Here is a 24,059-nt window from a genome sequence, read left to right on the forward strand (position 1 = left end):
TACATTTATATTTGATGTATATTTTGTCTAAGTAGAATCGAAAATCTAGCATCATAAATAATGAATTAGATAATCATATAATTTTTTCGAGAAAAATAAACATAGATTTTAGCAATGTTCGGGATTATTGTTTTGGCAATAAAATTTCTGAAATACTTTGTTATTATGAAACTAATATTGTTGATATTGTTTATTTAAATGGTAACGAAATAAGGACTCGTGTCACAACTAAATTAATTTAACAAAAAAGAAAACATCATACGTGAGATTATTATAAATAATTTTTTAATTATTGAAACAAATAAAAATTTATATATTAAACGAAATATTATGAAAATAACTATAAATCATATCATTGGAATATAATTTGAAAGAAATGTTACTTATTGAATCTATTGATGCTAAAGGTACAGGAATATCACATGATGACAACGGTAAAGTTGTTTTTATAGATGGTGCTTTGCCAGGAGAGTTAGTGCAATTCAGGACTATTAAAGTTAAGTCATCTTATAGTATTGCTGTTCTAACAAATATAATAGTAAGTTCACCGTATAGGGTAGTCCCTCATTGTAAATATTTTAACATTTGTGGTGGTTGTTCTATCCAGCATTTAGATGCTAAAGCACAGGTAGCAATAAAGCAACGTGTTTTAGAAGATAGTTTTTGCCATATAGGGAAGGTTAAACCAAATTTTTTATTTTCCCCTATATACGGTGAAACTTGGAATTATAGAAATAGAGCTCGTTTGTTTGTAAGATTTTCACAAAATACAGAGAAACTGCTTTTAGGTTTTTATGAGAAAAAAAGTAATAGAATTATTGATATTTTATATTGTCCAGTACTTTCCGAGAAAATTAATATAATACTGACTGCTATACGAGAAATGATTCTTAGTTTAAGTATAAGAAACTGTATCTCTCAAGTAGAAATTGCTAATGGTGATAGCAGTTTATCATTACTTATATATAATTCATGCAGTCTATCTAAGTGTGATATAATCAAAATAGTAGATTTCAGTGTAATTAACTCTGTTGATGTTTGGCTACACTCATATAAAGATAGTATATACAGAGTTGACTGTATTGCTGGTAAAGATACTTGCTATTCTTTACCAGAATTCGGAATATCAATACCTTTTGGGCCTAAAAATTTTACTCAAATTAACCACAATGTTAATAGCATATTAGTATCGAAAGTTATAAGCTTAATGGAGATAGGACCGAATGATACTGTTCTTGATATGTTTTGCGGATTAGGTAATTTTACTCTCCCAATAGCTAAAATAGCTAACAAAGTTACAGGTGTAGATATAGATGATAATTTAATCTATAGAGCTAATAAAATTGCTTCATATTACAAACTACATGGTATTGTCAATTTCATAAAGATGAATTTGTTTTTATGTAATGACAATTTTTTTAATGGATTAGATCATTTTGATATTATACTAATAGATCCTCCTAGGAGTGGAGCAAATTTATTAATAAAGTCAATAGCTAATTTAGATAGTAATAAAAAACCTCGTAGGATAGTCTATGTATCATGTAATCCCCATACTCTTGCTAGAGATTCTTCTGTGTTAGTGATTGATGGTGGCTATAGAATCATATGTTCTGGTATTATTAATATGTTTCCTCATACTAGTCATGTAGAATCTATAACTGTGTTTGATAAGTAGAACATATCTTGTTGTTTATTTGTTTTTTGTGATTTTATTTTATTCCTAGAACGATTCTATAAAAATAATAGAGTCAATTTAATATTCTGATATATCAAAATTTTATTTTATGTTTGAGTTTATTCGTAATAAAAGTCGTTTCATAATTTTAACTGTGTTTTTATTGATAACTCCTGCTATATTTTTTTCCGGAGTATTCAATTACCAAACTCAGCAAGATGACCCTAAAATTGCTAAGTTTGGTAATAGCTATATTACACTTGGGGAATTCAATATTGCATATTCTGGATTCCTAGATCAATTGCGCTCAAATGTAAGAGACTGTACAGATATAAGTATGATTGATACTCCAGAGATGAGAGAGCATTTTCTAGAAGAATTGATCAATACTAAATTATTAAGCTTAGTATCATCAGATATGAATATATCCGTTACTGACGAAAGGCTTAGAAATTATATATCTTCTTTAGATTGGGGTAATGGTAAAGATAACTTTTCAAATGATAGTTATGTAAAAGTATTATCAAACTACGGCATGACTCCTGTTGAATTCGAATATAACCAGAGGAAATTTCTTTCTGCTAAACAAATAACTGATTCTATAGTGTCTTCAGGAATAACTTCAAAAATTGTTTTAAGCAACTATATAGAAAATTTAGCTCAGAAAAGGATTATACGTACCAAAATGTATAACTTTGATAGCTATAAACATCATATTGATATTAATTCAGAAGAGATTAATTCATGGTATTTAAAACATAAAGATTTTTTTAAAAAACCAGAAAATGTTGATATAAATTATATAGTAATCGATGAAAGTAACTGCAATGAAACCTTAGATATTGAAGATGATGAGATTGAGTCTTTTTATAAAAAAAATCTTGATAGGTTTACTGTACCTAAAAAAGTATCTTTTGAGAGTATTTTCTTCTCTTTCGACGATGTTAAATCAAATAAAGAAAAGTTAGATTTATTTAATGATGCTAATATTATTTTAGAAAAATTAGATAAAAATCCAAGATATATACTTTCTTCTAAAGAAGATTCTAATTTAAATTATATCTATACAAATAATAAATCAAGTACTTATGAAGAAGTATTAGAGGCATTTGGTCCGGAAGCTAAAGATGCTATTTTAGAACTGTCTAAAGGACAGCATTCAGAATTGTTAGAAACTCCATATGGGTTATATATATTTAGATTGAATGAAGTGTCACTCCCTTATTTATTAACATGTAAAGAATCTAAAGATAAAATAATTACTGAAATACAACAAGATTATAGACGTAAATGTTTTCTTGAAAAAATTGATCGTGTAAGAGAATTAATATATAACAAAGATTATGATATCGAATCTATCGCATTAGAGATAGGAACAAAAACTTTGTCTTTAAAAGGTTTAAACAAGATCGGGACAGCTTTTGATGAAAAAAATGATGATTCTGTAAAAAATAACTATTTAAATAATTCTCAAGTTTTGAATGTTATTTTCTCTAACGAGATTTCATCTGATAAAAATTATTATGGATTAATTCAGGTATCACCAACCGTTTTCCTGATAGTAAAAGTACTAAGATATAACCCTCCTTCTATTTTTTCGTTAGCAGATGTTTCTAGTAAAATAAAATCTTTGATCTTAGAAGATAAAGCTAGAGCTCTTGCTATTGATCATATTAATAAAGACATGGAAAATATCTCTCAAAATATTAAATTTGATAATAAATTTTCTGAAAAAATAGAGATATCTAGATTAGAATCTGATTTTAGATTACCGAAAGAGTTAGTAAATTTTGTTATGTCTATGCCAATAAAAAGATTGCCTTATTATGATAAGTTTACAGTGGATTCAGGTATTCTATTAGTTCGTTTAGAAAATGTTTTGAAAAAACAAAATGATAATTTAATGGATAAACAGATATGTGATTCCTTATTAGATTCTATTGGCAAATCGGAATGGTTAGCATCTTTAAGATTTTTGAAAAATAAATATAAACTCAAACTACTTGATCATGTTGATGATGTTATTAGAGATTAACGCTAAATTTTCGATTAAATTTTATGATCATATAGCATTAATTTAGAATAAACCATACCGCTCTTATTACTTTTTAACAGAGTAAAATTTTCCGGAGTCATCATATCTAATTCTGATTCCGAATATATAATTCCACTTTTTTTGAGAGTTTTAGGTATTAGTGTCCATAGTTGATTTAAAATATTTTGATTAAATGGTGGGTCTAATAAAATTAAATCGAATTGTTTTGTATTTTTTTTACATATAAAATCAATAGCATCACCGTAATAAATATATATATTTTTATTTTTTATTTTCTCAATTGTCTTTTTTATGAATATTATAGCTTCTTTATTATTATCTACCATTTGTACAAAATTAGTACCCCTGGAAGCAGCTTCAAAACCTAATGATCCGCTTCCAGCAAATAAATCAAGAACATTTTTGTCTGTAAAATTATTATTCCAATAATTACTTATCCAGTTAAATAAGGTACCTTTTACTTTATTTGGAGTGGGCCTTAATCCTTGCATAGTTGGGAATGTAACTTTAGTATTCCTATATTGTCCAGATATTATACGAATAGAGTTTTTAATCATGTTTAAGTTTTTTAAAAAAAAATCATCTGATATTAAAGATAAAGAATTAATAGATTGTAATAATTTAGAAAAAATACAAGATGATAGTAAAAGCCATCACGGTACTATCAAAAATAATAATTTAAATTATACAGATAATATTGAATATGTATCATCTTTAGAATCAGAATATTCGAATATTGATAATAGCTGGTTCGGTTTCTTAAGAAAAAGCTTATCTAATACCAGCAAGAAATTAAGTAAAATTTTTTATAATTTCAAGAGTAATGAAGATTTATTTGAAAATTTAGAAGATATATTAATAACATCCGATGTTGGTTATAAAACTACGGAAAAGATTTTGTCGAAATTAAAAGATAAAGTTAAAAAAGAAAAAACTTCAGATCCTATACATATTAAAAATTTACTTAGAGCTATTTTAATCGACCAATTAAAGCCATTGGAGTCAAGTGTTAACATAAATAAAAAACCATTTATAATTTTAACTTCTGGTTCTAATGGTGTTGGAAAAACAACCTCTATTGCAAAACTAGCGTATCATTTTAAGAAAAGTGGTTTATCTGTATTACTTGTAGCTGCTGATACATTTCGTGCTGCAGCTTGTGAACAGCTAAAAAATTGGGGAATTAGAAACGATATACCAGTTTTTCATACAGATTCTCCTGATCCATCATCAGTTGTATTTGATAGTATACATTATGGTAAATCAAAAAATATTGATATCATTATAATAGATACAGCAGGTCGACTCACTTCCAATCAAAACTTAATGGCACAATTAGGTAAGATTAAGAAAGTTATTTCTAAGATAGATAATGATGCTCCACATGAATCTATTTTCGTAGTAGATGGTAATATGGGACAGAGTGTTTTGCTGCAGCTAGAATCTTTTAATAGTATAGTTAATGTAAGTGGATTAATTATTACTAAATTGGATGGCACAGCTAAAGGTGGTATATTGGTTGCTATATCTGATATGTTTGAAAATCATTCAAATATTATACCTGTGTATTGGGTTGGTTTAGGTGAAGGCATATCTGATTTATATGAATTTAAAGCTGTTGAGTTTGTTGATGCATTATTGAATTAATTTTAATAGCTAAGATGACTCTGATTTATTTTATGTGAATAGCATTTATATAAGTAATTTTATTATTTTATTATCTAGTAATGAGCTAGATTTAAATTTAAAGAGAGACGCGATGAGTTTGCATATATCTTCCACTTCAGAACTTGTTCATGAATTACAATCAAAACGTATGATTATATTAGTAGATGAAGAGGATAGAGAAAATGAAGGAGATTTACTTATAGCATCAGAATTTATTTCTGCAGATGCTATTAATTTTATGGTGACCCATGGTAGAGGATTAGTATGTCTTACACTAACACATGAATATTGTGATAGGTTAGGTTTATCTATGATGTCAGATAAAAATCGATCAAGATATGGCACAAATTTTACTCAATCTATAGAAGCTGCTTATGGTATTGATACTGGCATTTCTGCTTCAGACCGTGCTCGTACAATTAAAGTTGCTGTATCACCTGATGCAACTCCTAATGATATTGTGCAACCAGGCCATATATTTCCTGTTCGTGCTGTATCAGGAGGAGTTTTAGTTAGAGCAGGTCATACTGAAGCTGGTTGCGACTTAACATCAATAGCAGGCTTAATACCATCATCAGTAATATGTGAAATTTTAAATGATGATGGTAAAATGGCTAGATTGCCTGATTTAATAAATTTCTCTCAAAAGCATAATATAAAAATAGGCACAATATCTGATTTAATAAATTATAGAACTAAAAATGAGTCTCTAATAAATAGAATAGGGCAGCGCATTATAGAAACTATTGAAGGAACTTTCAAATTGGTTTTTTATAAGGATTTATTTCACAATGAATCGTTGCATGTTGCTTTAGTTGGCGGAGATGTAAGAGAGTCTAAAGAAACATTAGTTTATGTTTATGAATCAATATCCATAGTAAATATTATGAATGTTAATGAAAAACCATTAAGCTTCAACAATGCATTAAAAAATATAGCTAATTCTTTATCTGGGGTAATAGTGTTAATAAATTGTCAATCGATAGATAATAATATGTCAGATAAAATTAATAAAATATTAAATCTAGAAGATAATAACAATGTAAATAGTGATAGTATTGGTGCATATAGTTGTGGTATAAGAGATCAAATTTTATATGAATTAGGGGTTAGAAATATTAACTAATCTTTATTATAAATAATATTAATTATGTATGTTATTTGGTTTTAATAGGTTTTATTTATAAATTTTAATTATTGGATATTTTTCATATTATGGGTATTTATAGCATTGATCCAGATTTAAATGGCAAAGGTCTTAGCATTGGTATAGTTAGATCGAGATTTAATAGTGACATCAGCCAAATAGAATTAGACTATTGTGTTGAAGAACTTAATAACCTAGGAGTTTCTAGTGATGATATTGTATTAGTTACAGTTCCAGGAGCTTTAGAAATAGCAGTCGCATTATCACATATGATAGAAACATATGATTTTAATGCAATGATTGCCCTAGGAGCTGTTGTTAGAGGGGATACTTTTCATTTTGAGATTGTTAGTAATGAAATGTCATCCGCTATATCAAATGTTTCATTGAGTACTGGTATACCGATAGCTAATGGTGTTCTTACTGTTGATTCTGAAGAACAAGCAAATATAAGAGCAGCTAAAAAAGGTTATGACTGTGCTAGGGTTTCCGTCGAAATTTCTAATCTTATAATAAAACTTAGATCAGATCAAAAATATGAAGATGAGTAAACTTCCAACAAATATAGAGGCTTAATCATATGCGTAATGTTCATAAAGGAGCACGACGCCTTGCTCGTGAACTTGCTCTTCAAGGTATTTATGCTTGGATTTTATCTGGCAATATATATAAAAATGTTAATGACATTCATAATGATATATATGATAATTGCAAAAGTAATTTAATTGATAATGATTGGTTTGAGGTTCTAATAAATGGGGTTTTAGATAATCATGACTTGCTGTGTGAAAGATTTACTCCATACATAGATAGATCATTAGATTCAATCTCACCTGTAGAGTACGCTATTCTACTAATGGGTAGCTTTGAGTTAATAAATCACGTTGAAATTCCATATAAAGTTACTATAAATGAAGCAGTGGAATTGGCAAAATCCTTTGGCGGAACTGATGGTTTTAAGTTTATAAATAGCGTCCTAGATAAATTGGCTAGCGATATTAGAAATAATTAAATAATAATCTTTATTATTTAATAAATGGTTTTAGATATAAATAGTTTGTAGGTCATATATTATTCTATGGTTGATTTAAATACTGTTTACTTGTTTTATTTTATAGGTGTTTTATTATCATATTATGAGAAATCGTTATTCTGTAGGTTTTCCAAACTTTTCTTGGATTTGTAAGAAACCTGAAAGATTAGTATCATTTGGGTTTGGTAGTGGTCTTATAAGACCTGGGTCTGGCACATGGGGTACTGTTTTTGCATGGTTATTGTGGTATGCAATTCCTTGGCATTTTATGAGTAATTTTGTGGCGTCGTTTATCGTATTATTAGGTTTTATATATGGTTGTGTTGCATGCAAAAAAGTGGATAATGAATTAGGAGCTCATGATCATGTAGGTATAGTATGGGATGAGATTATTTCTTTTATTATAATTTTGTTGATTGTCCCTAATGTTTTTTATATTCAGCTCCTGTCATTCGTAATTTTTAGATTTTTTGATACAGTGAAACCTTATCCTATTAAGAAAATAGATAAAGAAGTGAGCAGCGGTATAGGTATTATGCTAGATGATTTGATAGCTGCATTTTATACAATAGCACTAGTTACTTTTATTTGTAGATTCTAGTTTGCTCAAATGCATTTTCTCTTTTCTAGAAAAGTTTATATCATCTCTGAATTTTTTTGCAACTATTGATGATGCTTCTCGCCAATTATCATTATTTGATGCATATAATATTGATCTTGAGGAGCTTATCATTGCTCCGGAACAATCATTGTTTGTTCCTGAAATTACAGTAGAATGTATATTTCCTCCTTGAGTTCCTATTCCTGGAATAAGTATCGGCATATCTTCGCCAATAGCTTTCCTGATTATTGCTAATTCTTTCGGGAATGTAGCACCAGCTACAATCCCAAATTGTGAATTAGTGTTCCATTTTTTTGATACTAATTGTGCTATGTGTAAGTATAGTGGAGTATCATTTGCCATTTTTAACGATTGAAAATCAGATCCTCCAAGATTAGAAGTTCTACAAAGAACTAACACTCCACGATCTTCCCATTCTAAATATGGTTCTATGGAATCTAATCCCATAAACGGATTCACTGTCAAGGCATCAGCTTTGTATCTGTCAAATGCTTCAATTGCGTATTTTTCAGAGGTGTCTCCAATATCTCCTCTTTTAGAATCTAAAATAATAGGTAGATAAGGATAATTATATCTTATATATGAGCATATTTCCTCTAATTCATCTTCAGCCCTACAGGCAGAGAAGTATGCAATTTGCATTTTAACGCTAGATATATATTCAGCAGTTGATTCTATTATACCTTTGCAAAATTCTAATATAGATCTTTTATTTCCTGCTAATTCTTTAGGAAATCGTTTTGGATCTGGATCTAAGCTAACTTGTAATAGTGAATTATTTCTATTGCAGGAGTTTTCAACTTTTTTTATGAATTTCATTTTATGATTATATATAATTTTTTATTAAGATACTTATTGTAAAATTAAGATTATTTATTTAAGAAAATAAAATTTATATTACTTAATAACTCATATATTAGATTAGACAAGTTTTTATGTATAAATAATTTTATAATCAATGATTATTATTAATAATTATTAATGTGTCTTTTCCTCATATTCAATTGATCTTAAATATTTACGTACTTCATAAATAGCCCTTCTAGATTTTATTTGATTGAGCCATTTAATATCAGGATTAGATTGATCTGATGTTATAATCTCTACTTTGTCGCCATTATTTAATATTCTGCAAGGAGAACTCCATTTACCATTAATCTTGGAAATAAATAATTTATTTCCTAAACTAATCTTAATAGCATATGCAAAGTCTATAACAGTAGAATTTTTTGGTAAAGTAACCACCTTTCCTGATGACGAGAAAACATTTATAGAATCTTGAAAAAGATCAATTCTTATGTATTCTAAAAATTCTTTTGGATCGTTTATTTTATTCTGTATGTCTAATACAGATTGAAATTTATAATTTTCTAGATGTCTTTGAAATTCGGTATTATCCTGTTTTTGTATCCAATAATTAGTAATACCATTTTCAGCTAAATTATCCATATTTTTTGTTCTAATTTGAAATTTTATTTTTATTCCACTTAAACTAATTACTGTAGTATGCAAAGATTGATATCCATTTATTTTTGGCATTGCTATGTAATCTTTAAATTTTCCATGTATTGGCCTATATGCTTGATGTATAATTCCCATTATTAAATAGCAATCAGATATCTTATTTGTAGTAATACTAAAACAGTGTGTATTTGTTATTTCAGAAAAGGTTTTACCATATGACAACATTTTTTTATATATACTGAATAATGAATCTGTACTTCTATTTCTAATTTCGATATTTAGACTACTTTTCGATATTTCTTTATATATATTGTACTTTAATTTATCACTTAGTTTATTATGTTTTTGACGCTTAAATAATAACGCTTTACGCATTATCTCGAATCTATATGGGTAAATTACAGCGAAACTTAAATCTTGTAATTCTTTATGTGTAAGGTTCAATCCAAGTCTATACGCCATTGGCGCATATATCTCTAATGTCTCATTAGCAACTCTTCTTTTTTTATTAGGGTTGATTATAGCATTTATAGTACGCATATTATGTAATCTATCAGCTATCTTTATAATCATTACTCTAATATCTTTATCTGTAGCTAATAACATCTTTCGTAGATTTGCTGCTTGTTGTTCAAGTTTATTATTGAAATTTATCTTGTCAAATTTTGATAGTCCATCAACTAGTGCTGCAACCTTTTTGCCAAATCTTATCTCTAATTCTAGTCTTGATATACCATGGTCTTCCATTACATCATGTAATAATGCTGCAGATATTGCATCTTTATCAAGTTTCCATTGTGAGCATATTTCAGCCACAGCTATAGGATGTGATATATAAGGAGATCCACTTTCTCTTTTCTGTCCAGCATGTACTTTATCTGCAAATATAAAAGCCTCACAAACTAATTTTAAGTCTTCTTTAGATAAATATAATTTTAATTTTTTCAGCAGTGACAAAAAGGAGTTATTTTTAATAAGTAAAAAATGACCAAGATTACTCTGTATACTGAAATAATCTTTACTCCAAAAATTCAGAAACTTAAAAAATCTTAATAAGTTACTGGATATCGTCCTGAATTCATTTGAATCCATAATTGAACATTATATTTAACCAGGAACTTTAGATAACATTTCTAAACCTGAAAGTCCTCTGCTTATCTCACGCAATGCCAGAACGGTAGGTTTATCCTTACTTTCTAACTTTGGAGCATGGCCCTGTGCCAATTCACGAGCGCGGTATGCTGCAGCTAATGTAAGATCAAATCTATTACTTATGTTTTTTAAGCAATCTTCTATTGTTATACGTGCCATCTTTTAGTTCGCTTTTACTGTTAAAATTAATATGCTTCAAATAATATGAGAAAATACTATCGTCTAATGAGCTAATTTGTAATGCCTAGCTTGTTAAATAGATTTTTATTTTTAATGTACTGATATTGAAATCTCAATCTTGTTGATTTGATGATATAGTTTATTTCTGATAATGCCAAATTGAAATCAGAGTTTATTATAACATAATCATAATCTCTAGCATGCATGATTTCATTTTTAGCTACAGATAATCTTCTCTCTATAATATCCATAGAATCTAATGCACGAAGAATTAAACGCTTTCTCAGCTCTTCTATTGAAGGTGGTAGGATAAAAATCCTGATTGCATCTGGATAATAGTTTTTTATTTGATCTGATCCTTGGCAATCTATTTCTATTACTATATCACTAGTATTAATATTTCTATTATTCACAACAGATTTATGTGTTCCGTAGAAATTATTATGCACTTCAGCCCATTCTATAAATTCGTTGTTATTACGCATTTTTAAAAAATCTTCTACAGATACAAAATGATAATCAACTCTATCTTTTTCGCTTATTCTGGGTTTTCTTGTAGTATAAGAAATAGACATTGATATTGATTCATTGTCTTTTAGCAGTGCTTTTATTAGACTGGATTTTCCAGAACCACTAGGTGCCGTTACAATAAATAAATTGTTGTTGATCGTATTAGTCATTAATTTTATTATATAACCTTAATTAATCTATTAGAGTTTTAGTTTACATAATTATTTCATATTATAGAAAACAATTATAGGAGTTATGTTATATTTAAAATATTCTTTGTGTTTTTAGCTTAATAATTTATAACATAATTGATTTGTTTTATTTTAAAATATTTTAGCGTATTGCTTATTATATTTAAATTACTTTAAATTTAGGTAGGTTACATGGACCCAATTTTTATGGAAAATATGCAAAAGCAAGATTTTAAAATCCCAGAATGTTTTCCTTTCGACACCTTTCAAGACGCCGAATTAGCTGTTAATCGATTAATTGAAATATATGAACGCAATACTGAATTCTTGCGAAATGAATTTAGTAATATTTTAACAAATCAGCAAAGTAATAATATAAATTATCGTGTAAGAGCCTGTTATCCAGCTATAAGGATACAGGTTAGTACTCACGATTCTATAGATTCTAGATTTTCTTATGGACACGTTGCCGAGCCGGGAATTTATCAAACTACTATTACAAGGCCGAAACTTTTTAAATCTTATTTAGTAGATCAAATTAATCAATTACTCCATAATCATCGAGTTCCAGTTAGTGTAGGAGAATCCAACTCTCCTATACCACTGCATTTTGCATTTTCAGAAGGTGCTCATGTTAAATATAGTGATACTAAGTCTATCAATAGACCATTAAGAGATATATTTGATGTTCCAGATCTTTCAGTTACAGATGATGCTATTGTTAATGGCACATGGAGAGAGAAAGAAGGAGATAATATAAAACCATTAGCTCCATTTACTGCTGCTCGCATAGACTACTCTTTGCAGCGTCTGCAGCACTATACAGCAACTGCTCCTCATTTTTTTCAAAATTATGTTTTATTTACCAATTATCAATTTTATGTTGATGAATTTTGCGAGATGGCTAAAAAATTAGTAATAGATGGCACAGGTGGTTACGTATCATTAGTAGAACCTGGACATATTATTACTAGCAATGATGGCTCTGATCAGAATCAAAATTTGAATATAAGAACTCCTCAGATGCCAGCATATCACTTAACTAGACCAAATCATTCTGGGATTACGTTAGTAAATATTGGAGTAGGTCCTTCAAATGCTAAAACTATAACTGATCATGTTGCCGTATTAAGACCACATGTTTGGCTCATGCTTGGTCATTGTGCTGGTTTACGTGATTCACAACAATTAGGTGATTATGTACTTGCACATGGATACGTACGTGATGATCATGTTTTAGATGAAGATTTGCCTTTGTGGGTTCCAGTCCCGGCATTAGCAGAAGTTCAAGTAGCATTAGAGAAAGCTGTTGCAGAAATATCTGGTTTACAAGGATGGGATCTGAAGCGTATTATGAGAACAGGTACAGTAGTTACTATTGATAATAGAAATTGGGAATTGCACGACCAGCTTGAGGTTGTAAAACGTTTTGCTCAATCTCGAGCAATAGCGCTTGATATGGAATCAGCTACTATAGCTGCTAATGGTTTTCGTTTACGTGTTCCTTATGGAACATTATTATGTGTTTCAGACAAACCGCTTCATGGAGAATTGAAATTGCCTGGAATGGCTAGTGATTTTTATTTAAAACAAGTTAGTCAGCACTTAGAAATAGGGGTAAGAACTCTTGAATATCTGAGAGATATGCCATCGGAAAAATTGCATTCCAGAAAATTAAGAACTTTTATGGAAACAGCTTTTCAATAATATTTAATGGTGGAGCGGAGGAGGATCGAACTCCCGACCTTCGCATTGCGAACGCGACGCTCTTCCAATTGAGCTACCGCCCCATTTATTCAAGTAAGTTTATGCTTCAGTATAGCAATTACTGGAGCGTGATCTGATGGTCTTTCAAATTCCCTTAATGACTTATCTATTTTGCAAACCTGACATAATCCTCTCAAAGAATTTGTCAGTAATATGTGATCTATTCTGAATCCTATATTACGTTTAAAAGAATATTTTCTATAATCCCACCAACTATAAGAGTTTTTAGGCTGCTCAAATAATCTAAAGGCATCTACTAAACCCAAATGTACAAGGTTATTAAATAATTTACGCTCAGTCTCTGATGTTAATATTTGATTTTTACTAAGTTCTATATTATAAACATCATCATCATTTGGGGCTATATTATAGTCACCTATTAATATTAACTGATCATTCTTTAATAATTCGTTTTTTACTAAATTTGTTAGCTTTTCAAACCATTTAATTTTATATTCATATTTTTCACTGTCTATCATTTGGCCATTGGGGCAATATACACATATAACACAGATTTCTCCAATTTCTGATCGAATAGTTATAGATATTAATCTTTTTTGCTCATCAAAATTATCTGGTAGATTATATGAGGTTCTTACAGATTCATATCTACTAACAATAGCTACACCATTAAATGTTTTTTGTCCAAGCCAATAGCTGTTGTAACCTATATTCTTAAATGATTCATATGGAAATTTATCATCAGTTATTTTGGTTTCTTGCAAACATAGAACATCAATATCATTTTTATCTAGAAAGTTTAACACTTGATTTAAGCGTATCCTTAAAGAGTTAACATTCCAGGTCGCTATATTCATATAAAACAACCATGCAACATGTTATAAAATGACAACAAATGATAGATTATCAAAAGATGCTTACTTAAAGTTTTATCAAATTGATATTAATTCTATAACATGTTCTTTATAGAAGTTGCTAGACGACTTTTGTGACGAGCAGCTTTGTTTTTATGAATGATTCCTTTATCTGCTACCCTGTCTATTATACTTGTTGCTTTTATAAAAATATCCTGAGATGTGCTCTTATCTTTCGATTCAATAGATTGATTTACTCTTTTTATAGCAGTGCGCAACATTGATCTTAAACTTGAGTTATGTTTATTTTTTTCTGCTGATTGACGTGCGCGTTTACGAGCTTGTGATGTGTTAGCCATTTTTTCTTAATTCTTTAATTGAAAGTTATAAAGTATTTAATTATAAAGTTTTTATAATTTAAGTAAAATATTTTTTAGTTATAAAACGATCATTCGTATGATTTAATAATCTTTCTATTTGGAACTATCATCATTATATGTTTATTTTTATTTAAAAAAGCAATTATTTTAATATTCTTATTTTGTAACAAATAGGTTAAGAAAATCTTTTGACCTCATACCAAATATAAATAATAAACCAACATATATTATCAACCCTGCTACTAGCAAAGATGATAAAATTGAAAATCTCTGTATTACGTTTGATTGTAGTTCAATCCAGTTAATTTTATTTTCAAAGAAATTTAAAAAAAACCCCATTAAAATTGATGAGGGTATTAAACGCAATAGTATAGTTATCCATCCACGTTTGTATGAATTAAATACATTATTCCTATTTAAAATAAATAGCATAAATATAGAGTTCAATGTAGCTCCAACACTATAAGATATGGCAATGCCAATGTGAGAATATAGTGGCACCAAAAATATATTCAATGTTTGAGCAAGAAATAAAGATAGCAATGCAGTTTTTGTGGGAGTTAGGGTATCCTGCATTGCATAAAATGCAGAAGATAATATTTTAATCATCATCATTCCTAGCAATCCTATTGAATAAGCTAGAACAGCTGATTTTGTGTTATATACATCTATTTGATTAAATTCTCCATAATGAAATAACACAGTCACTAGTCCATTCGGTATTGAAATCATGCATACCATTGAAGGAGCTCCAAATAATAATATTATCTTTAAGCTGTTATTTATTAATAAATTATATTTATTGTGATTTTTGCTAACATATGATTTTGATAAATCAGGTAGCATTACTGTGCCTAATGCTAATCCTATTAAAGCAGTTGGTAAATCTACTATTCTATCTGCTAAAGTTAACCATGTTAAACTTCCAGGTGCCAACCAAGTTGCTATATTTGTGTTGATTAATAGAGAAATTTGAGATATTGAGACGCCAATTAATGCTGGCATCATTTTCTTTATTATGTTTTTTACATATTTATCATTATATGCACTAACAAAATCAAAAGATAAAGATGGTTGTAGATTCATTTTTGATATAGCCAACCACTGTATAGAAAGTTGTGCTATGCCTCCTACTACAACTCCTATAGATAAAGCATATATAGGTTGGATTTTTTCTTTTGCCAATATCAAACAGGTTAAAACCATTGAAATATTAAGTAATGCTGGGGTGATAGCAGGTATAGAAAATTTTTTCCATGTATTTAATATACAAGAGGCAAATGCTGTTAGTGAAATAAGAATAACGTAAGGAAACATTATTCTTGTCATTAATACAGTAGCATAAAACTGGTTGATATCGTTGGTATTTTTGCATATTCCGCTAGCAAATATCCTAATTATGAAAGGGGTGAATATCACACCGATTATGGTAATTAATATTAAGAATGTTGTTAGTAATAGAGCCATCCTAGTGATCAGATTATGTATATTTTCGCTCAGATTATGTTCATTTTTTGATTCGCTTCTCGCCAGACTTAAAGTCGGTATAAATGCTTGTGCAAATGATCCTTCTGCAAAAATTTTTCTAAGCATATTTGGTATTCTAAAAGATATCCAAAAAGCATCACTTAAAGAGTTTGCCCCTATGTTTTTTGCTATTACTATATCACGAACAAGTCCAGTCACGCGTGACAGCAAAGTAAAAACACTCACGGTTAATATAGATCGTAGCGTTCCTTTCAAAATCATAATTTCAATTTGTCTCTTAGTTTAAATATCGCACACATAATATTTTTTAATTAAATGCAAATACAAGCTATCTTTATTAGATTAAAATTTGCTAAGGGTATACTATCTGCATATTTAATCAACTAGACAAGAAAGGATTCTTTTTCTTATTTCTTCAACTGATCCAATTCCAGATACTCTGAAATATTTAGGAGCCTTGTGTGGATCATTTTCATACCAATCTGAATAATATTCAACTAATGGCCTAGTTTGTTTTTTATATACGTCTAATCTGCGCTTAACGGTTTCTTCACGGTCATCTTCCCTTTGAATTAAATCTTCTCCAGTAATATCATCTTTTTCTGGAATATATGGAGGATTAAATGTTGTATGATAGCTTCGACCACTTGTGATATGTACTCTCCTTCCGCTAATTCTCTCTATTATACTATCTTCAGGAACCTGAATTTCTAATACATAATTTAGCTCTATTTTTTCATTTTTTAAAGCATCTGCTTGTGGAATAGTTCTGGGGAAACCATCTAGCAAATAACCATTTGTGCAATCTTGATTATTGAGCCTAGATTTTACTAATTTAATAATGATTTCATCTGGTACTAATCTACCAGAGTCTATTATTTTTTTTAATTCAATACTTAATTCTGTTTCAGCTCTAATCTCTGTGCGTAACATATCACCAGTAGATATCTGTGGAATATTAAATTGCTTTGTTAAAAAAGCTGCTTGGGTGCCTTTGCCAGCTCCTGGCGGTCCGAGCAATATTAGACGCATGAATACTCCTGAATTTTAATATAAATTATTTATAAAAATATTATTGGCAACAAACTTGCATTTTCTTACTAAATATATCTTTTACTTTTTCTAAATCTTTAATGGTATCAAATTCTTATAGTAGTTCTTTATTCATAATATCTAATAATATTTTATAACCATTTTCAAAGCTATAAGTTGTCATAGTTATTACAATTTTTCCAACTTTCATTTTTTATAAACGGAAATTTTTTTAAAATATACCCTATAAACATATATTCAAATGTGTCCATAACCCCTTTATATGTTATCAAATTTTTCATTTCTCCCTGGTATACTGAAAATTGAAAAGTATAGTGCGTTATTTTCTATATCACAAACTACTTTAACAAAATTTTTATTAAAAAGATCTTTTTTGTCGTTGATTTTAAATTTGCACATTACTATATTCGCCAAATTAGATTATTTTAGTTTTTTAATGAATTATTATCTCCTTGGTATTTCTATAGCTTCTGATAATATTTATGTTCTTAACAACATGTTTATTAACATTATCACAAATTTGTGCTCTATCTGTTGCAATGTGAATTTCTCTAGCCATAGATAATGCTGACTGTTGCGCTACTCTAACAATAATTGGCATGCCATGTATATTCTAATAGTTTAATAGATACTTTAGTAGATACTATTTTAGCAGGTATTGTTACTATAAGATCTGATTTATTTTTGATATATTATTTAATCATGTTTTATGTTTTGAATCGATCTTGCCTGATCACACAACATAATTGGAATACCATCAAGTATCTGAAATGCTATCATGTCATTATTGCAAATAAGCTCATTTTCCTTTCTATCATAACTTAGTTTTCCACCACATTTAGGACAAACAAGTATATCTATAAATTTATCTTTCATTATTATTTAATGTGAATTATGTGAATTGTCACAAATATTATAAATGATCTTTTAATTTTATGCTGGATTGATGCATCTGATCTGACAAATATTGAAAAAATTTATTATCTGAAAATTCTTCAGCAGTATTTATTTACTAAATTATAGAATCTTTATTATTAGAACATTTAACGACATATTTTAATGTTACTAAGATATCATTAGCTGATATATAATAAAATAAAAAGTTATTGAGTTTACAATAATTTGTTGGTTATAAAGAGGATTATGTATATATCATACAGTTAATAAAAGTATTAATAAATATTTTGTTATTCAATATACATTTGTTTCCATCATTTCTTCATATTACTACAAATATATTTTCTTGACCGTATCTGAAAATTTTTCTCTGAGCAGCCAGGGTGGTGGGATTAATCTTCCATTCTCTATTTATATTAAAATTTAATATCAAAATCTCTATACATGGCAATGTGCTGTAATCCATAGTATAAAATTATAATATCAACAATTGGAAACATTGTTTTTTGTAATTAATGTGGACTCATATCCGAATTTCGAAAAAATCTACATATTTGAAACCCACCTTTGTATTTTTTTCAAAATCAATCCCATAACATCTGTTTATACTGATAGATTTAAATAATCTGTATTTCAATTATTTAGATATTGATCTCACAAGTGGTGTTTTTCATTTTACTCCTAATTAGATATTTAATAAAATGATAAGGGTTTTTATTTTAAAAATTTTTAGTATTGTAGATTTATATAAATAGTTTTTAATGAATACAAAAATCTTGTTATATATGACAATAGATATAGTATGTTGCTTGATAAGACTTTTTTCATCTATTATTTATGTAATATATACTCAAGAGTTTTTTATAACTTACTCATCTCATTAAATTAAAGAGATTTCATATAGTCAGAATCAACTAGTAATTTGGAAAGTATTTGATAAGTTATACGATAATTGTACATAGAAATTTATGTAAAAAAATATATCCACAGATTTTGTGGATAATTCTGTTATTAACTTTACAAATAGATTGTATTGCTTATTATTTAAGTAGTTTGTACAATAATTATACACTTTTGTCAAAAAATCATATTTATCAATGAGATACAATGTATTTAGTAACCTCTTACTATTATTTAATTATTTTTTGTTAAGATATACGCGATATTTATATCTTGTATTGCCCTGTGGATAGCTAATTGGTTAATTAAATGGAAAATTATAGCAATAACGATATAAGTGATGTTTATACTGTTTCAGAGTTGAATAGAAAAGTCAGTTTATTAATTGAAAAAGAAATTTCTTTTATATGGGTTAAAGGGGAGATTTCTAATTTTATAATTGCTAACTCTGGTCATTGGTATTTTACTCTAAAAGATAGTAAATCTTCAGTAAGAGTTGTTATGTTCAAGGGCAGAACAAATTCAATAAAACAGATACCAAAAGACGGTGATGAAGTAGAAGTTTATTCAAATGCTTCTTTATATTTGCCGAAAGGGGATTACCAATTACAATCTCTTTTAGTAAGAAGATCAGGGATTGGTGGATTATATGAAAAATTTTTGGCTTTAAAAAATAAATTATACGAGGACGGAGTATTTAATCAAGCTAATCGTACACCGAAAACAATACCACTATCGGTTGGTATTATAACATCTCTGCGTTCAGCTGCTCTCAGAGATGTTATATCTTCATTAAAAAGAAGAGCTCCTTATATTAAAATTATCATATATAATACTCCCGTTCAAGGAGTTGATGCGGCAAATAAGATATTAGAGCAAATTATTATTGCAAATAATAGATTAGAAGTTGATACACTTTTACTAGTTCGTGGAGGTGGCAATTTGGAAGATCTATGTTGTTTTAATGATGAGTCTTTAGCTCGAGCTATATCTAATAGTTCTATTCCTATAATAAGCGGAATAGGTCATGAAACTGACTTTACTATAGCTGATTTCGCTTCAGACTTAAGAGCTACTACGCCTACAGCTGCTGCTGAACTTTCTTGTCCTAATATTCTTGATTTGATAGATAAGATTCAGTTTTTTTGGAAACATATAAATAGATCCCAAAGACATATTTTAGATAACTACTTCCAATTTTTAGACAATACATCTAAAAAATTTTTATCACATTTAATAAACATTAGAAATAATTTAGAGCGAATTAATATTTCGAAAAAATTATTAATCTCTTGCATTAAAAATAAGCTAGCTTCTAATAAATCAAGATTTAGTTTGATTTCGAATAGTTTGCATTTTCATACACCAAATATTAGTATAAGGTTGAGGAGATTTTTGTTATTGGTAGATAGACTTAAAAGAATTTATATTGAGAATCTTGTTACAAAAAAGACTTTGCTTCAAGCTAGAATAGCTAGTCTTAGTGCTTTAAATCCTGAAAATATTTTATCTAGAGGTTATTCTGTTGTTCGTGATGATGATGGTAATGTAGTTAAAAATTATGATCATGTATCAGATAGACAGAAATTAAAGATTCAAGTATCCGATGGTTTTATAGAGGCCATAGTATATGGCAGTAAAATTAAATAAAATTTTTTAACGGAGTTTTTACGTTTATGATTTATACTCTTCCCACTTTGCCATATGATGTGAATTCATTGTCGCCTTATATTTCTAAAGAAACTATAGAGTTTCACTATGGAAAGCATCACAAGACTTACGTTGATAATTTAAATAATCTTATTGTTAACAACAATGAGCTAAAAGGATCCACCTTAGAAGAAATTATTAAGAAATCTACTGGTGCTATATTTAATAATGCTGCACAAGTATGGAATCATAATTTTTATTGGAATAGCCTTACACCTGTTTTAAATCAACATCCGTCTCAATTACTATTAAAATCGATAGAATCAAAGTGGGGTAATTTTGAGAATTTTAAAGAAGATTTTATTAAGTCAGCATTAAGTAATTTTGGATCTGGATGGACTTGGTTTGTTAAAAAAACAGATGGTGCTTTAGATATCATTAATACAAGCAATGCAAACTGTCCTATTATTACTGAAGATAAGGCCTTGTTAACTTGTGATATATGGGAGCATGCTTACTATATAGATTATCGCAATGCGCGTGCTAAATACTTGGATAATTTTTGGAAAGTAATAAATTGGAAATTTGTCGATTCAAATTTTGCTGACTAGATATGTGATTTTTTCTATAAATTGTAAAAGGACGTCAACATAATTGTGTTGCCGTCCTTTTACTAAAATTAAAAATCTCAAAATTAAATCTTAATAAATATCTAATTAACAAATATTTAATTAATGTAACAACCGAGTAATTACTCTCTCTTGTTACTTTAAGCAGATGTAATATTAAGTGCTTGTTTTCCTTTAGGTCCTTGAACAGTTTCGTAAGATACCTTCTGACCTTCTTTTAATGTTTTAAAACCATCCATTTCAATTGATGAAAAGTGAGCAAATATCTCTTCTCCACCATTATCTGGAGTAATAAAACCAAAACCTTTAGCATCATTGAACCATTTTACTGTTCCTATTGATTTGGCTTGGTTACGATCGGTATTAAATGTGTCGTTTGTACTGGACATGCAGACTGCCTCTTTAAATCACACGCTTGCAGATAAAAAAATAAAAATGAATAGAGCGCCAGATTCTTGCTACCTAAGCAACAATATAACTAGCGAGATTAAACATTCCAACATTGTGATAATGCTACTTTTTCCTTTATATAGTCAATAGAGTGAGCACTAGTTATAATAATTTTCCTACATTTATATCGTTATTCCAACATTTAAGGTTATTTTTACAACATATGTGGATATTTGATTTATATTTTTAGTATTCAATGAAATTTTTTCAATTTGTCTTAGGATTCAATGTTATGAAAAAGAATAAATGGTTTGAGGAACTGCAAGAGAATATAGGAAATAGTATTGTTAGCGGCGCTTCCAGCTTAAAGAGAGATATAGAAAACGGGGTTAATCTTTTAGTGAATAATGCTGTGTCTAAATTAGATTTAGTTACTAATGAAGAATTAGACTCACAAGTAGAAGTATTAGAACTTATAAGAGAAGAATTATCTAAATTAAATCAATTGGTTACTAATTTGGAATTACGAGTAGAAGAACTGGAAAATAACAAATAGATTTTGCTCATATTTATTTAGTTTTTGTGATGATCATGCTACAATTCAATAGCACTTAATCTATAACGATTTGGTGTTTATTTTTTATAAGTGGTAATTTGGTTAAAGCTCCATACTAAATTTTTTCTGCATGGTCACCATTCTTGCTATATAACAACAATATTTTTAGGGGCAATTATGCCTAAAATGAAAACTAAAAGAGGCGCTGCAAAACGTTTTCAGTTTCGTAGTAGCGGTTCCATAAAGCGGGCACAAGCTTTTAAGCGCCATATTCTTACAAAGAAAAATACTAAAGTGAAGCGTCAATTACGTGGATCTGCAGTGGTTCATAATTCAGATGTGGCCCTAGTTAGAGCCATGATGCCCTACGCTTAAATTAATGGAGAACTAATATGCCTCGCGTAAAACGTGGTGTTACCGCACACGCTCGTCATAAAAAAGTAATCAATGCAGCCAAGGGTTACCTAGGTCGCCGTGGTAATGTTTTTAGAGTTGCTAAACAGGCTGTTATGCGTGCTGGTCAATACGCATATCGTGATCGTAGAAATAAAAAACGTACTTTCCGTTCATTGTGGATTACTCGCATAAATGCAGCAGTCAGAGAGCATGATCTAAACTATAGTACATTCATGGCTGGTTTAAAAAGAATTATGGTAGAAATTGATCGTAAAGTTTTATCAGATATGGCTGTGAATGATAAAAATGGGTTTTCTTTCTTAGTTCAGAAGGTAAAAGATATTTTATAAATTAATGTTTCTCTGTAAATATATTGCAATATATTTACAGAGAAAAAGTGTTTAGCAAACAAATGAATTTATCACTAGATAATATTATTAGACAGGCTGAGAATGCATTTGAATCGGCTAAAGATTCCGGTAGCCTTGAAAAGGCCAAAGCTCATTTTTTAGGTAAAAATGGTGTTTTTGCTTCTTTGTTCAAGGAAATTGGCACTGTAAGCTTAGAAAATAGAAAAGATTATGGTTCTATTATAAATTCAGCTAAGAAAAAGGTAGAGTTTTTACTATTTCAATATAGGGAAAGATTACTGAATAAAGAATTAGAGCTTCGTTTTTCTTCTGAAGCTATTGATGTAACATTGCCCGGTAGAGGTATAAGTACTGGGTCTATACACCCCATAATGCGTAGTTGGGAAAGAATTGAGCAAATATTTCATTCTATAGGATTTGACATTGTTGATGGTCCAGAGCTAGAAAATGACTGGAATAATTTCACAGCATTAAATAGTCCTATAGGACATCCTGCTCGTTCAATGCAAGACACTTTCTATATAGATATAAAAGATAAAAATAATTTGCAGCTTCTATTGCGAACTCATACAAGTCCTATGCAGGTTAGATATTCCAGTATCAATAAACCTCCGATTAAGATTATATCACCCGGTAAAACTTATAGAGTAGACAGCGACTCTACGCATTCGCCTATGTTTCATCAAGTAGAAGGATTATGGATAGATAGAAATGTATCGTTTTCTGATCTTAAGGGAGTTTATACTAGTTTTTTAAAATGTTTTTTTGAAGATGATGATTTAAAAATCAGATTTCGTCCATCATTCTTTCCGTTTACTGAGCCATCAGCAGAAATAGATATGATGTTTACTACTGGCGCAAATCGTGGAAAATGGTTAGAGATATCAGGTTCTGGACAGGTTCATCCAAATGTAATTCGTAATTTTGGTTTAGACCCTGAAGACTATATAGGTTTTGCGTTTGGTTCTGGCTTAGAACGTTTAACAATGTTGCGCTACGGAATTAACGATTTACGCTGTTTTTACGAGAATGATCTACGTTTTTTACGTCAAATTAGATATTAAAG

General features: G+C 28.9%; 26 protein-coding genes and 1 tRNA gene. 14 read left to right on the plus strand and 13 right to left on the minus strand.

What is annotated here, in order from left to right:
* Window positions 1-376: 376 nt before the first annotated feature.
* On the plus strand, window positions 377-1,678 hold the full coding sequence (gene rlmD, locus CONE_RS01365; protein ID WP_015396958.1) for a 23S rRNA (uracil(1939)-C(5))-methyltransferase RlmD: 1,302 nt from the start codon (window positions 377-379) through the stop codon (window positions 1,676-1,678).
* Window positions 1,679-1,832: 154 nt separating this feature from the next.
* Window positions 1,833-3,713, plus strand: coding sequence for a SurA N-terminal domain-containing protein (locus CONE_RS01370; RefSeq protein ID WP_235043368.1), 1,881 nt, complete (start codon window positions 1,833-1,835; stop codon window positions 3,711-3,713).
* Window positions 3,714-3,727: 14 nt separating this feature from the next.
* Here CONE_RS01370 and rsmD read toward each other — a convergent pair whose 3' ends face one another.
* Complete coding sequence (gene rsmD / locus CONE_RS01375) at window positions 3,728-4,291, minus strand: 16S rRNA (guanine(966)-N(2))-methyltransferase RsmD (protein WP_015396960.1); 564 nt, start codon at window positions 4,289-4,291, stop codon at window positions 3,728-3,730.
* Here rsmD and ftsY point away from each other — a divergent pair.
* The 5 genes from ftsY to CONE_RS01400 all read left to right on the plus strand — a co-directional run bounded on the left by ftsY (window position 4,290) and on the right by CONE_RS01400 (window position 8,183).
* Window positions 4,290-5,381, plus strand: a complete 1,092-nt coding sequence (gene ftsY / locus CONE_RS01380; protein WP_015396961.1) for a signal recognition particle-docking protein FtsY — start codon at window positions 4,290-4,292, stop codon at window positions 5,379-5,381. The two genes, rsmD and ftsY, sit on opposite strands and share 2 nt — an antisense overlap.
* Before the next feature lie 112 nt (window positions 5,382-5,493).
* A complete protein-coding gene (gene ribB / locus CONE_RS01385; RefSeq protein WP_015396962.1) occupies window positions 5,494-6,528 on the plus strand; it encodes a 3,4-dihydroxy-2-butanone-4-phosphate synthase in 1,035 nt (344 codons plus the stop codon).
* 89 nt (window positions 6,529-6,617) lie between these two features.
* A complete protein-coding gene (gene ribH / locus CONE_RS01390) occupies window positions 6,618-7,100 on the plus strand; it encodes a 6,7-dimethyl-8-ribityllumazine synthase (protein WP_015396963.1) in 483 nt (160 codons plus the stop codon).
* Between the two features lie 29 nt (window positions 7,101-7,129).
* On the plus strand, window positions 7,130-7,561 hold the full coding sequence (gene nusB / locus CONE_RS01395) for a transcription antitermination factor NusB (protein WP_015396964.1): 432 nt from the start codon (window positions 7,130-7,132) through the stop codon (window positions 7,559-7,561).
* A gap of 124 nt (window positions 7,562-7,685) precedes the next feature.
* On the plus strand, window positions 7,686-8,183 hold the full coding sequence (locus CONE_RS01400; RefSeq protein WP_015396965.1) for a phosphatidylglycerophosphatase A family protein: 498 nt from the start codon (window positions 7,686-7,688) through the stop codon (window positions 8,181-8,183).
* Here CONE_RS01400 and pyrF read toward each other — a convergent pair.
* The 4 genes from pyrF to gmk all read right to left on the minus strand — a co-directional run bounded on the left by pyrF (window position 8,157) and on the right by gmk (window position 11,680).
* Window positions 8,157-9,023 carry an orotidine-5'-phosphate decarboxylase gene (pyrF, locus tag CONE_RS01405; RefSeq protein ID WP_015396966.1) on the minus strand — a complete coding sequence of 289 codons (867 nt, stop codon included), beginning with the start codon at window positions 9,021-9,023 and terminating at the stop codon, window positions 8,157-8,159. The genes CONE_RS01400 and pyrF overlap by 27 nt on opposite strands.
* Window positions 9,024-9,182: 159 nt before the next feature.
* A complete protein-coding gene (locus CONE_RS01410; protein ID WP_235043369.1) occupies window positions 9,183-10,625 on the minus strand; it encodes a RelA/SpoT family protein in 1,443 nt (480 codons plus the stop codon).
* Window positions 10,626-10,775: 150 nt separating this feature from the next.
* Window positions 10,776-10,979, minus strand: coding sequence for a DNA-directed RNA polymerase subunit omega (gene rpoZ / locus CONE_RS01415; RefSeq protein WP_015396968.1), 204 nt, complete (start codon window positions 10,977-10,979; stop codon window positions 10,776-10,778).
* A gap of 71 nt (window positions 10,980-11,050) precedes the next feature.
* Window positions 11,051-11,680 (minus strand): guanylate kinase, encoded by a 630-nt coding sequence (gene gmk, locus CONE_RS01420; protein ID WP_015396969.1) that lies wholly within the window; start codon window positions 11,678-11,680, stop codon window positions 11,051-11,053.
* A gap of 213 nt (window positions 11,681-11,893) precedes the next feature.
* Between gmk and CONE_RS01425 the strand changes: the two genes are divergently transcribed.
* The gene (locus CONE_RS01425; RefSeq protein ID WP_015396970.1) at window positions 11,894-13,408 is read left to right on the plus strand and encodes an AMP nucleosidase; all 1,515 of its coding nucleotides are present in this window, start codon (window positions 11,894-11,896) and stop codon (window positions 13,406-13,408) included.
* A gap of 7 nt (window positions 13,409-13,415) precedes the next feature.
* Here CONE_RS01425 and CONE_RS01430 read toward each other — a convergent pair.
* The 7 genes from CONE_RS01430 to CONE_RS01460 form a co-directional block, all read right to left on the minus strand.
* Window positions 13,416-13,491: transfer RNA gene (locus tag CONE_RS01430), tRNA-Ala, on the minus strand.
* A gap of 6 nt (window positions 13,492-13,497) precedes the next feature.
* Window positions 13,498-14,286, minus strand: a complete 789-nt coding sequence (xth, locus tag CONE_RS01435; RefSeq protein WP_015396971.1) for an exodeoxyribonuclease III — start codon at window positions 14,284-14,286, stop codon at window positions 13,498-13,500.
* A gap of 92 nt (window positions 14,287-14,378) precedes the next feature.
* A complete protein-coding gene (gene rpsT, locus CONE_RS01440) occupies window positions 14,379-14,642 on the minus strand; it encodes a 30S ribosomal protein S20 (protein ID WP_015396972.1) in 264 nt (87 codons plus the stop codon).
* A 177-nt stretch (window positions 14,643-14,819) separates the two neighbouring features.
* On the minus strand, window positions 14,820-16,412 hold the full coding sequence (murJ, locus tag CONE_RS01445) for a murein biosynthesis integral membrane protein MurJ (protein WP_015396973.1): 1,593 nt from the start codon (window positions 16,410-16,412) through the stop codon (window positions 14,820-14,822).
* Between the two features lie 114 nt (window positions 16,413-16,526).
* The gene (gene adk / locus CONE_RS01450) at window positions 16,527-17,183 is read right to left on the minus strand and encodes an adenylate kinase (protein ID WP_015396974.1); all 657 of its coding nucleotides are present in this window, start codon (window positions 17,181-17,183) and stop codon (window positions 16,527-16,529) included.
* Between the two features lie 454 nt (window positions 17,184-17,637).
* Window positions 17,638-17,805, minus strand: coding sequence for a hypothetical protein (locus tag CONE_RS03825; RefSeq protein WP_235043370.1), 168 nt, complete (start codon window positions 17,803-17,805; stop codon window positions 17,638-17,640).
* A gap of 95 nt (window positions 17,806-17,900) precedes the next feature.
* Window positions 17,901-18,080 (minus strand): Trm112 family protein, encoded by a 180-nt coding sequence (locus tag CONE_RS01460; RefSeq protein ID WP_015396975.1) that lies wholly within the window; start codon window positions 18,078-18,080, stop codon window positions 17,901-17,903.
* 1,230 nt (window positions 18,081-19,310) lie between these two features.
* Here CONE_RS01460 and xseA point away from each other — a divergent pair.
* The gene (gene xseA, locus CONE_RS01465) at window positions 19,311-20,651 is read left to right on the plus strand and encodes an exodeoxyribonuclease VII large subunit (protein ID WP_015396976.1); all 1,341 of its coding nucleotides are present in this window, start codon (window positions 19,311-19,313) and stop codon (window positions 20,649-20,651) included.
* A 26-nt stretch (window positions 20,652-20,677) separates the two neighbouring features.
* Window positions 20,678-21,262, plus strand: coding sequence for a superoxide dismutase (locus tag CONE_RS01470; protein WP_015396977.1), 585 nt, complete (start codon window positions 20,678-20,680; stop codon window positions 21,260-21,262).
* Window positions 21,263-21,420: 158 nt separating this feature from the next.
* On the opposite strand, the gene CONE_RS01475 is transcribed toward CONE_RS01470, so the two are convergent.
* Window positions 21,421-21,669 (minus strand): cold-shock protein, encoded by a 249-nt coding sequence (locus tag CONE_RS01475; RefSeq protein WP_015396978.1) that lies wholly within the window; start codon window positions 21,667-21,669, stop codon window positions 21,421-21,423.
* Window positions 21,670-21,926: 257 nt separating this feature from the next.
* Here CONE_RS01475 and CONE_RS01480 point away from each other — a divergent pair, with 257 nt between their 5' ends.
* The 4 genes from CONE_RS01480 to pheS all read left to right on the plus strand — a co-directional run bounded on the left by CONE_RS01480 (window position 21,927) and on the right by pheS (window position 24,057).
* Window positions 21,927-22,226 carry an accessory factor UbiK family protein gene (locus CONE_RS01480; protein ID WP_015396979.1) on the plus strand — a complete coding sequence of 100 codons (300 nt, stop codon included), beginning with the start codon at window positions 21,927-21,929 and terminating at the stop codon, window positions 22,224-22,226.
* Between the two features lie 177 nt (window positions 22,227-22,403).
* Complete coding sequence (gene rpmI, locus CONE_RS01485) at window positions 22,404-22,601, plus strand: 50S ribosomal protein L35 (RefSeq protein WP_041862238.1); 198 nt, start codon at window positions 22,404-22,406, stop codon at window positions 22,599-22,601.
* A gap of 17 nt (window positions 22,602-22,618) precedes the next feature.
* Entirely contained in the window at window positions 22,619-22,972 is a 354-nt protein-coding gene (rplT, locus tag CONE_RS01490; RefSeq protein ID WP_015396981.1) for a 50S ribosomal protein L20, read from the plus strand.
* Window positions 22,973-23,034: 62 nt separating this feature from the next.
* Window positions 23,035-24,057 carry a phenylalanine--tRNA ligase subunit alpha gene (pheS, locus tag CONE_RS01495; RefSeq protein WP_015396982.1) on the plus strand — a complete coding sequence of 341 codons (1,023 nt, stop codon included), beginning with the start codon at window positions 23,035-23,037 and terminating at the stop codon, window positions 24,055-24,057.
* Window positions 24,058-24,059 lie beyond the last annotated feature (2 nt).

This window comes from Candidatus Kinetoplastibacterium oncopeltii TCC290E (assembly GCF_000340865.1).
Classification (GTDB): domain Bacteria; phylum Pseudomonadota; class Gammaproteobacteria; order Burkholderiales; family Burkholderiaceae_B; genus Kinetoplastidibacterium; species Kinetoplastidibacterium stringomonadis.